At 38.9% G+C, this 9,733-nt stretch carries 8 protein-coding genes and 1 pseudogene; 5 read left to right on the forward strand and 4 right to left on the reverse strand.

All coding sequences use genetic code 11. From position 1 onward, the window contains the following. Window positions 1-447 precede the first annotated feature (447 nt). Together lacG and HMPREF2628_RS00015 are read left to right on the forward strand one after the other, a co-directional pair. A complete protein-coding gene (gene lacG / locus HMPREF2628_RS00005; protein ID WP_070841968.1) occupies window positions 448-1,854 on the forward strand; it encodes a 6-phospho-beta-galactosidase in 1,407 nt (468 codons plus the stop codon). Window positions 1,855-1,895: 41 nt separating this feature from the next. After that, a complete protein-coding gene (locus HMPREF2628_RS00015; RefSeq protein WP_083320472.1) occupies window positions 1,896-2,153 on the forward strand; it encodes a DUF3884 family protein in 258 nt (85 codons plus the stop codon). Window positions 2,154-2,257: 104 nt separating this feature from the next. On the opposite strand, the gene HMPREF2628_RS00020 is transcribed toward HMPREF2628_RS00015, so the two are convergent. From HMPREF2628_RS00020 to nrdH, 4 genes are all read right to left on the reverse strand, one after another. Next, window positions 2,258-3,025 (reverse strand): DeoR/GlpR family DNA-binding transcription regulator, encoded by a 768-nt coding sequence (locus tag HMPREF2628_RS00020; protein WP_070841969.1) that lies wholly within the window; start codon window positions 3,023-3,025, stop codon window positions 2,258-2,260. Between the two features lie 142 nt (window positions 3,026-3,167). Then, window positions 3,168-4,130, reverse strand: coding sequence for a class 1b ribonucleoside-diphosphate reductase subunit beta (gene nrdF, locus HMPREF2628_RS00025; RefSeq protein ID WP_070841970.1), 963 nt, complete (start codon window positions 4,128-4,130; stop codon window positions 3,168-3,170). Window positions 4,131-4,322: 192 nt separating this feature from the next. Further along, the gene (gene nrdE / locus HMPREF2628_RS00030) at window positions 4,323-6,482 is read right to left on the reverse strand and encodes a class 1b ribonucleoside-diphosphate reductase subunit alpha (RefSeq protein WP_070841971.1); all 2,160 of its coding nucleotides are present in this window, start codon (window positions 6,480-6,482) and stop codon (window positions 4,323-4,325) included. Window positions 6,483-6,562: 80 nt separating this feature from the next. Next, complete coding sequence (gene nrdH, locus HMPREF2628_RS00035) at window positions 6,563-6,781, reverse strand: glutaredoxin-like protein NrdH (RefSeq protein WP_000259240.1); 219 nt, start codon at window positions 6,779-6,781, stop codon at window positions 6,563-6,565. A gap of 350 nt (window positions 6,782-7,131) precedes the next feature. Between nrdH and HMPREF2628_RS00040 the strand changes: the two genes are divergently transcribed. From HMPREF2628_RS00040 to adcAII, 3 genes and pseudogenes are all read left to right on the forward strand, one after another. Then, window positions 7,132-7,395 (forward strand): phosphocarrier protein HPr, encoded by a 264-nt coding sequence (locus tag HMPREF2628_RS00040; protein WP_000146947.1) that lies wholly within the window; start codon window positions 7,132-7,134, stop codon window positions 7,393-7,395. A gap of 5 nt (window positions 7,396-7,400) precedes the next feature. Beyond that, window positions 7,401-9,134 (forward strand): phosphoenolpyruvate--protein phosphotransferase, encoded by a 1,734-nt coding sequence (ptsP, locus tag HMPREF2628_RS00045; RefSeq protein ID WP_070841972.1) that lies wholly within the window; start codon window positions 7,401-7,403, stop codon window positions 9,132-9,134. Window positions 9,135-9,276: 142 nt separating this feature from the next. Further along, window positions 9,277-9,733, forward strand: a pseudogene (adcAII, locus tag HMPREF2628_RS00050) (zinc-binding lipoprotein AdcAII); the annotation flags it as partial.

Below are 9,733 nucleotides of genomic sequence, written 5' to 3' on the forward strand. Positions count from 1 at the left end.
ACAGTCTCCTCTCGTTACGGAAATCGCTATGGCGGATTTCCTAATCGCCTTGTTAATTCGTCGGTAAAAAGATATCGTTTTTACCTTCTCGTGTCACAATTCGATTAACGATAGGGACTATAAAACAGTCTCCTCTCGTTACGGAAATCGCTATGGCGAATTTCCTAATAGCCTTGTTAATTCGTTGGTAAAAAGATATCGTTTTTACCTTCTCATGTCACAATTCGATTAACGATAGGGACTATAAAACAGTCTCCTCTCGTTACGGAAATCGCTATGGCGAATTTCCTAATAGCCTTATTAATTCGTCGGTAAAAAGATATCGTTTTTACTTTCTCATGTCACAATTTGGTGACTCAGTACAAGAAGTGAGATGGAGAAGGATGGCTCACTGACTCCTCTCCTCTCACTTTTACTTTATTTTAAATCAAGAAATAGGTGAAAAAAATGACAAAAACACTTCCAAAAGACTTTATTTTTGGTGGCGCAACAGCTGCTTATCAAGCAGAAGGCGCTACGTATACTGATGGAAAAGGACCAGTTGCTTGGGATAAATATCTTGAAGATAACTACTGGTACACTGCAGAACCAGCCAGTGACTTTTACAATCAATATCCAGTTGACCTAAAGCTAGCAGAAGAGTATGGTGTCAATGGCATTCGAATTTCTATTGCCTGGTCACGTATTTTCCCAACCGGTTACGGACAAGTAAATCAGAAAGGTGTTGAGTTTTATCATAATTTATTTGCAGAGTGTCACAAACGTCATGTTGAGCCCTTTGTAACTCTTCATCACTTTGACACACCAGAAGCTCTCCACTCAAATGGAGACTTCTTAAACCGTGAAAATATCGAACACTTTGTAGATTACGCTGCCTTCTGTTTTGAAGAATTTCCAGAAGTAAACTATTGGACAACCTTTAATGAAATTGGGCCAATTGGTGATGGTCAATACTTGGTTGGTAAATTCCCTCCAGGTATTCAGTACGACCTTGCCAAAGTATTCCAATCGCACCACAATATGATGGTATCTCATGCACACGCTGTAAAACTATATAAAGATAAAGGATATAAAGGTGAAATTGGTGTTGTTCACGCTCTGCCAACCAAGTATCCTTTGGATCCTAAAAATCCAGCAGATGTTCGCGCTGCTGAGTTGGAAGATATCATCCACAATAAATTTATCTTGGATGCAACTTATCTGGGTCTCTATTCAGCTGAAACGATGGAAGGTGTCAACCATATTTTATCCGTCAATGGTGGTAGCTTAGATTTCCGCGAAGAAGATTTCACAGCATTAGAAGCTGCAAAAGACTTGAACGACTTCCTTGGAATCAATTACTATATGAGTGACTGGATGGAAGCATTTGATGGAGAAACTGAAATTATCCATAATGGTAAGGGTGAGAAAGGAAGCTCTAAATACCAAGTCAAAGGTGTTGGTCGTCGTGTAGCTCCTGATTATGTACCACGTACGGATTGGGATTGGATTATCTACCCTCAAGGTTTGTATGACCAAATCATGCGTGTGAAGAAAGATTATCCTAACTACAAGAAGATTTACATCACTGAAAATGGACTTGGTTATAAAGATGAGTTCGTCGATAACACTGTTTACGATGATGGTCGTATTGATTATGTGAAACAACACTTGGAAGTCTTGTCTGATGCTATTGCTGATGGTGCAAACGTCAAAGGATACTTCATCTGGTCATTAATGGATGTCTTCTCATGGTCAAACGGTTATGAAAAACGCTACGGTCTCTTCTATGTAGACTTTGAAACTCAAGAACGTTATCCTAAGAAATCAGCTCACTGGTACAAGAAAGTAGCGGAAAGTCAGATTATAGACTAGTAGAATTAGTAATTAGATATAGAATTCTTGTGAGGCAAAAGATGTTCAAAGATTTTATCCAATCAATTTATGAAAAAGTTTATATCATCAATTTTGATAAATGTTCTCAAATACCTTGTTTGATTAATGAGGAGCTGAAAAATATTGGGAAATGGTATGTCTCTACCGGTAAAGAATGGATTTGCCATTCAGACTATGAGCTAGAAGAATTTAAAAATATCTTTTTAAATTTTATCAGTCCTGAAGAACGGGATAATATCTCCTTTGATTCAGATTTTATGCCGTTTCAACAATCATAAAGAATCTAGGAAACTCCTTGTAAAAATCTTCATCCAAAAATGCGTCATATCAAGATTCTTATTTTCTTGATATGACGCATTTTATTTTTTATCAATCTTCAGTTTTATGGTTTAGAAAGAATAATTTTTGTTTGTTTTGAAAGTTGTTCAAACGTTTCTTTGCTCAGTTTAGAATCTGAAACGATGGTATCAATATCAGAGATATTGTAAAAGGTATAAAAATCAAATTTATTGAACTTACTATTGTCAGCTAGTAAGTATTTTTTATTGGAATTGTTGAGGGCGATGCGTTGGGATTCACCTTCCTCTTCACTAAAGGTCGCAATCGCATTGTCCTTAATACCATTACAGCTAACGAAGGCTTTAGAAAATTGGAGATTGGCAAGATTTTGCAAGGTTAGTGTTCCCACAAAGGCTCCAGTGATAGAGCGATAGTTTCCACCTATTAAAATCAAATCTGTTAGTTTTCGTTCGTTTAGGATGAGAAATACTGGTAAACTGTTTGTTACAACACGAATATTATCAATTGGAAGTTCACGGGCAAAAGATTCCAAGGTTGTCCCTGGCCCAATAAAAATTGTTTCCCCTTCATCAATTAAATGGCCTGCAAAACGGCTAATTTCTTGTTTTTCTGCGATTTGTAAGCTTTGTTTTTCAATATTAGAACGTTCATTGGTTAAAATGGAACCTGTGCGAATTTTTTCAGCTCCACCGTGCACCCGAACAAGTAAATCCTTGTCGGCTAACTCTTGTAAGTAGCGTCTAGCAGTCATATCTGACACATCCAAGCGAGTCATGATTTCTTTTACAGTAATAGTTCCCTTTGTATTTACCGTTTCTAGAATATTATCTAGTTTTTCCTGCTTTAACATCGTTATCACCTCTATTTCTATTACTATTTTATCATAAAGTATTCAATCAATCAATTTAAAAAACAAAAGAAAACAAAAACAAAAATATCATGGTTGTTTTAAACAAACCATGATATTTGTTATCAGTTCTGGGATAAGTGAATTAGTCCAAACCGTAGTTGTAGTCATCGTCTTGCATGGCTTCAACTTCGCCAAGAAGGTAACCATTTCCGACTTGAGAGAAGAAGTCGTGGTTAGAAGTTCCTGTTGAAATACCGTTCATGACGATTGGATTGACATCATCTGCTGAGTCTGGGAAAAGTGGATCTTGTCCCAGGTTCATGAGTGCCTTGTTAGCATTGTAGCGAAGGAAGGTTTTGACTTCTTCCGTCCAACCAACACCGTCATAGAGGCTTTCTGTATAACCTTCTTCATTCTCGTAAAGAGTATAGAGCAGATCGTACATCCATTCTTTGAGTTTTTCTTGCTCATCTTCAGGTAATTCATTGAAACCAAGTTGGAATTTGTAACCAATGTAAGTTCCGTGAACAGACTCATCACGAATAATTAATTTGATGATTTCTGCAACGTTGGCTAGTTTGTTGTTACCGAGATAGTAGAGGGGAGTGAAGAAACCTGAATAAAAGAGGAAAGTTTCGAGGAAGACGCTGGCAACTTTCTTTTCAAGTGGGCTACCGTTTAGGTAGATTTCGTTGACAATCTCAGCCTTCTTTTGTAGGTAAGGATTGGTATTGGTCCATTCGAAAATTTCTTCAATCTCAGCCTTGGTATTCAAGGTAGAAAAGATTGATGAGTAAGATTTTGCGTGGACAGATTCCATAAATTGGATGTTATTGAAAACAGCTTCCTCATGTGGTGTACGAATGTCCGTGCGAAGGGCTTGAACCCCAGTTTCAGATTGCATAGTGTCGAGAAGGGTTAAACCACCAAAGACTTTTCCAACTAAGTCTTTTTCTACATTTGATAGTTTTCTCCAGTCATCCAAGTCATTTGATAAGGGAATACGTGTATCAAGCCAGAATTGCTCCGTCAGTTTTTCCCAAGTTGATTTGTCGATGACATCTTCGATGGCATTCCAGTTAATGGCTTTGTAGTAAGTTTCCATTTGAAATCTCTTTCTGTGTTTAGTATTGCGAACTCACAATTACTTCTATTTTATCATAATTCTAGAGGAGTATCGCACAAAAAGTCGGAAGCCCGACTTTTTGTTATTTCATAGTATAGATGCTTATTCTAGTTTAGTTTAGCAGGGTGAATGAATACTTATCTGAAAAAATGTAGTTTCCTCAAGCAAAGATTAAATCACACAGCTTTCACATTGGTTAGCACCGACTTCTCCACCATCATCTGTAAAGGTACGGACGTAGTAGATAGACTTGATTCCCTTGTTAAAGGCATAGTTACGAAGGATAGACAAGTCACGTGTCGTTTGTTTGTTTTCTTTCTTCCATTCGTAAAGACCTTTTGGAATGTCACTACGCATGAAGAGTGTGAGTGAAAGTCCTTGGTCCACGTGCTCAGTTGCAGCAGCATAGACATCAATCACTTTACGCATATCCATGTCGTAAGCAGAAGTGTAGTAAGGAATGGTTTCTGTTGACAAGCCAGCAGCAGGATAGTAGATTTTACCGATTTTCTTTTCTTGTCGTTCTTCGATACGTTGCGTAATCGGATGGATAGAAGCAGAAACGTCATTGATGTAACTGATAGAACCATTTGGCGCTACAGCAAGGCGGTTTTGGTGGTAAAGACCATCTGCTTGAACCTTGTCACGAAGTTCAGCCCAGTCAGCAGCACTTGGGATAAAGACATCTTTGAAGAGTTCTTTAACACGGTCTGATTTTGGAACAAATTCGCCAGTTACATACTTGTCGAAGTAGCTTCCGTTAGCATAGTCTGATTTTTCAAAGTTGTGGAAGGTGATGCCACGTTCACGCGCGATATTGTTTGATTCAACCAAGGTCCAGTAGTTCATAAGCATAAAGTAGATGCTTGTAAATTCAACAGACTCAGGCGATCCATATTCAATAAGTTGTTGGGCAAGGTAGCTGTGAAGTCCCATGGCACCGAGACCAAAGGTGTGAGCTTGGCTATTTCCGTGGTCGATGGTAGGAACAGCTACGATGTGTGAACTATCTGTAACGAAAGTAAGGGCACGAACCATAGCACGGATAGAACGACCAAAATCGGGTGAAGTCATCATGTTGACAACGTTGGTTGAACCAAGGTTACATGAAACGTCTGTTCCCATTTGCAGGAATTCTTGAGCATCGTTGATCAAGCTTGGTTCTTGAACTTGAAGAATCTCAGAACACAAGTTACTCATGATAATCTTACCATCAACAGGATTTGCACGGTTAGCCGTATCAATGTTGACTACATAAGGGTAGCCAGACTCTTGTTGCAATTTAGAGATTTCAGTTTCCAAATCACGCGCCTTGATTTTTGTCTTGCGGATATTTGGATTTGCGACTAGTTCATCGTACTTTTCAGTGATGTCGATGTAGTTAAATGGCACACCGTATTCAAGCTCTACTGAGTAAGGGCTGAAGAGGTACATTTCTTCATTTTTACGAGCTAATTCGTAGAATTTATCGGGTACCACGACACCAAGTGAAAGGGTCTTGACACGAACTTTTTCATCGGCGTTTTCTTTCTTAGTTGAAAGGAAGGCGATAATATCTGGGTGGAAGACGTTGAGGTAGACAACACCAGCACCTTGACGTTGACCCAATTGGTTAGAGTAAGAGAAGCTATCTTCGAAAAGTTTCATAACTGGAACGACGCCAGAAGCAGCTCCTTCATAGCCTTTAATAGGTGCGCCAGCTTCACGAAGGTTGCTGAGGGAAATTCCCACACCGCCACCGATACGTGAAAGTTGAAGAGCTGAGTTGATAGAACGTCCGATAGAGTTCATATCATCAGTTACTTGGATCAGGAAACATGATACCAATTCTCCACGACGAGCACGTCCAGCATTCAAGAAGGAAGGAGTAGCAGGTTGGTAGCGTTGGTGGATGATTTCATTGGCAATATCGATTGCAACAGCTTCATTGCCATCAGCGAAATAAAGGGCGTTAAAGAAGACACGGTCTTCCATGCTTTCAAGATAATATTCACCGTCGTTTGTCTTCAAGGCATATTGATTGTAAAACTTATAGGCAGCCATGAAAGACTTGAATTGGAAGTTTTGTTCTTTAATAAATTGAGACAATTCTTCCAAGAATTCTGGACGGTATTTCTTGATAAAGGCTGTTTCGATATAGTTGTGTTCAATGAGGTAGTTGATTTTATCTTTGATTGAATCAAAAATCATAGTGTTTGGAACTACATTTTCTTTAAAGAAGGCATCCAAGGCTTCCTTATCTTTATGAAGCATGATTTGTCCATTGACAGGACGGTTGATTTCGTTATTGAGACGGAAGTAAGTCACGTCCTCAAGATGTTTTAATCCCATAAAATTTCCCTTATCTAATTACAAAAGAAAGGCTTCTAAGTTAGCCCTAGAAGCAGTTTCTTCTGGATGATGTACTAAGATTATGCTAATTGTTTCAATTTTCCTGGTTGGAAACCTGAAAAGACTTCAGTTGGTGTTTGGATAACAGGAGCTGCGCTGAAACCGAGCTCTTTAACTTGATCGATGTACTCAGGTTGCTCATCGAGATTGATTTCGCGATAAGCGACATTATTACTGTCCAAGAAACGTTTGGTCATTTTACATTGGACACAGTTGTTTTTAGAATAAACGGTTACCATTGTGTAACTCCTCTTTCAAAATAGATTACTTTCTTAGTATATCAGAAAATAAATTTTTGTCAATGATTTGAAACTAAATATAGTGGTCTATTTTTCTGCTCAAGCTCACAAAACACAATATGTAGTGTTTGTTTTGTGAGATAGTGATAATTATCCTATAAGTTGTTTTTTGAAAAACTATATCCTGTGTTTTGTTATCTAGAATAGAAGATTTTCAGCAAGTTATCTGAAAGGAAATCGAATAAATCCCATAAAATGCTTGAAAAAAATCCTAGAAGATGATATAATACCAAATTGTAAGGGTTATCACATATAACTCAAAAAAGAAAGAACAAAAGGAGAGTCAAACTATGGCTTCTAAAGATTTCCACGTAGTGGCAGAAACAGGTATTCACGCACGTCCAGCAACATTGTTGGTACAAACTGCAAGCAAATTTGCTTCAGATATCACTCTTGAGTACAAAGGTAAATCAGTTAACCTTAAATCAATCATGGGTGTTATGAGTCTTGGTGTTGGCCAAGGTGCTGACGTAACTATCTCAGCTGAAGGTGCAGATGCAGATGACGCTATCGCTGCAATCTCAGAAACAATGGAAAAAGAAGGATTGGCATAAGGAAAATGACAGAAATGCTTAAAGGAATCGCAGCATCTGATGGTGTTGCAGTTGCAAAAGCATATCTACTCGTTCAACCGGATTTGTCATTCGAGACTGTTTCAGTCGAAGATACAAACGCAGAAGAGGCTCGTTTGGATGTAGCTCTTGAAGCTTCTCAAAACGAGCTTTCTCTTATCCGTGAGAAAGCTGTAGGTACGCTAGGTGAAGAAGCAGCTCAAGTTTTTGACGCTCATTTGATGGTTCTTGCTGACCCAGAATTGATTGGTCAGATTAAAGAAACAATTCGCGCTAAGAAAGTCAATGCTGAAGCAGGTCTTAAAGAAGTGACTGACATGTTCATCACTATCTTTGAAGGCATGGAAGACAACCCATACATGCAAGAACGTGCAGCGGATATCCGCGACGTGACAAAACGTGTATTGGCAAATCTTCTTGGTAAGAAATTGCCAAACCCAGCTTCTATCAATGAAGAAGTAATCGTGATTGCGCATGACTTGACACCATCTGATACAGCTCAATTGGACAAAAACTTTGTAAAAGCTTTTGTAACAAACATCGGTGGACGTACAAGCCACTCAGCTATCATGGCACGTACACTTGAAATTGCAGCTGTATTGGGAACAAATAACATCACTGAAGTGGTGAAAGACGGTTATATCCTTGCCGTTAACGGAATTACTGGTGAAGTGATTATCAACCCAACAGATGAACAAGCGGCAGAATTTAAAGCAGCTGGTGAAGCTTATGCTAAACAAAAAGCTGAATGGGCACTTTTGAAAGATGCTCAAACAGTGACTGCTGACGGTAAACACTTCGAGTTGGCTGCTAACATCGGTACTCCAAAAGACGTTGAAGGTGTTAACAACAACGGTGCAGAAGCTGTTGGACTTTACCGTACAGAATTCTTGTACATGGATTCTCAAGACTTCCCAACAGAAGATGAGCAGTATGAAGCATACAAGGCTGTTCTTGAGGGAATGAATGGTAAACCAGTGGTTGTTCGTACAATGGATATCGGTGGAGATAAGGAACTTCCTTACTTCAATATGCCACACGAAATGAACCCATTCCTTGGATTCCGTGCCCTTCGTATCTCTATTTCTGAAACTGGAGATGCAATGTTCCGTACACAAATCCGTGCCCTTCTTCGTGCTTCTGTTCATGGTCAATTGCGTATCATGTTCCCAATGGTTGCCCTCTTGAAAGAATTCCGTGCAGCTAAAGCAGTTTATGAAGAAGAAAAAGCAAACCTTCTTTCTGAGGGAGTTGCAGTTGCGGATGACATCCAAGTTGGTATCATGATTGAAATCCCTGCAGCAGCAATGCTTGCAGACCAATTTGCAAAAGAAGTAGACTTCATGTCAATTGGAACAAACGACTTGATCCAATACTCAATGGCAGCAGACCGTATGAACGAGCAAGTTTCATACCTTTACCAACCATATAACCCATCAATCCTTCGCTTGATCAACAACGTTATCAAGGCAGCTCACGCTGAAGGTAAATGGGCTGGTATGTGTGGTGAGATGGCTGGTGACCAAAAAGCTGTTCCACTTCTTGTCGGAATGGGCTTGGATGAATTCTCTATGTCAGCAACATCTGTCCTTCGTACACGTAGCTTGATGAAGAAATTGGATACTGCTAAGATGGAAGAGTACGCAAACCGTGCCCTTACAGAGTGTTCAACAATGGAAGAAGTTCTTGAACTTCAAAAAGAATACGTTAACTTTGATTAATCGAAAAGTCCTTGCAACTAAGTTGCAAGGTTTTTTTATAGTTTAAAATCATAAAATCTATTAACTAGTTCATAAAATGCTTGACAATAAAAAAAATCGGAGTAGAATATTAACTAGTTAAATAACTAGTTAAGGAGTTTTTATGAAGAAACAAAATTTGTTTTTAGTGTTGTTAAGTGTCTTTCTTTTGTGTTTAGCTGCTTGTGGGCAGAAGGAGAGCCAGTCAGGTAAAGGGATGAAAATTGTGACTAGTTTTTATCCTATCTATGCCATGGTCAAGGAAGTATCTGGTGACTTGAATGATGTTCGAATGATCCAGTCAAGTAGCGGAATTCACTCCTTCGAACCTTCAGCAAATGATATTGCAGCCATCTATGATGCAGATGTCTTTGTCTACCATTCGCATACACTTGAATCTTGGGCGGGAAGTCTGGATCCCAATCTAAAAAAATCCAAAGTTAAAGTTTTAGAAGCTTCAGAAGGAATGACATTGGAGCGTGTCCCTGGTCTAGAAGATGTGGAAGCAGGTGATGGAGTTGATGAAAAAACGCTTTATGATCCTCACACTTGGCTAGATCCTGAAAAAGCTGGCGAAGAAG

The sequence above is a fragment of the Streptococcus sp. HMSC063B03 genome (assembly GCF_001836965.1).
GTDB lineage: Bacteria > Bacillota > Bacilli > Lactobacillales > Streptococcaceae > Streptococcus > Streptococcus pneumoniae_F.

Bases quoted from the DNA above. Each gene is read 5' to 3' on its own strand.
- lacG (WP_070841968.1), top strand. From the start codon at position 448: ATGACAAAAACACTTCCAAAAGACTTTATTTTTGGTGGCGCAACAGCT.
- HMPREF2628_RS00015 (WP_083320472.1), top strand. From the start codon at position 1,896: ATGTTCAAAGATTTTATCCAATCAATTTATGAAAAAGTTTATATCATC.
- HMPREF2628_RS00020 (WP_070841969.1), bottom strand. From the start codon at position 3,025: ATGTTAAAGCAGGAAAAACTAGATAATATTCTAGAAACGGTAAATACA.
- nrdF (WP_070841970.1), bottom strand. From the start codon at position 4,130: ATGGAAACTTACTACAAAGCCATTAACTGGAATGCCATCGAAGATGTC.
- nrdE (WP_070841971.1), bottom strand. From the start codon at position 6,482: ATGGGATTAAAACATCTTGAGGACGTGACTTACTTCCGTCTCAATAAC.
- nrdH (WP_000259240.1), bottom strand. From the start codon at position 6,781: ATGGTAACCGTTTATTCTAAAAACAACTGTGTCCAATGTAAAATGACC.
- HMPREF2628_RS00040 (WP_000146947.1), top strand. From the start codon at position 7,132: ATGGCTTCTAAAGATTTCCACGTAGTGGCAGAAACAGGTATTCACGCA.
- ptsP (WP_070841972.1), top strand. From the start codon at position 7,401: ATGACAGAAATGCTTAAAGGAATCGCAGCATCTGATGGTGTTGCAGTT.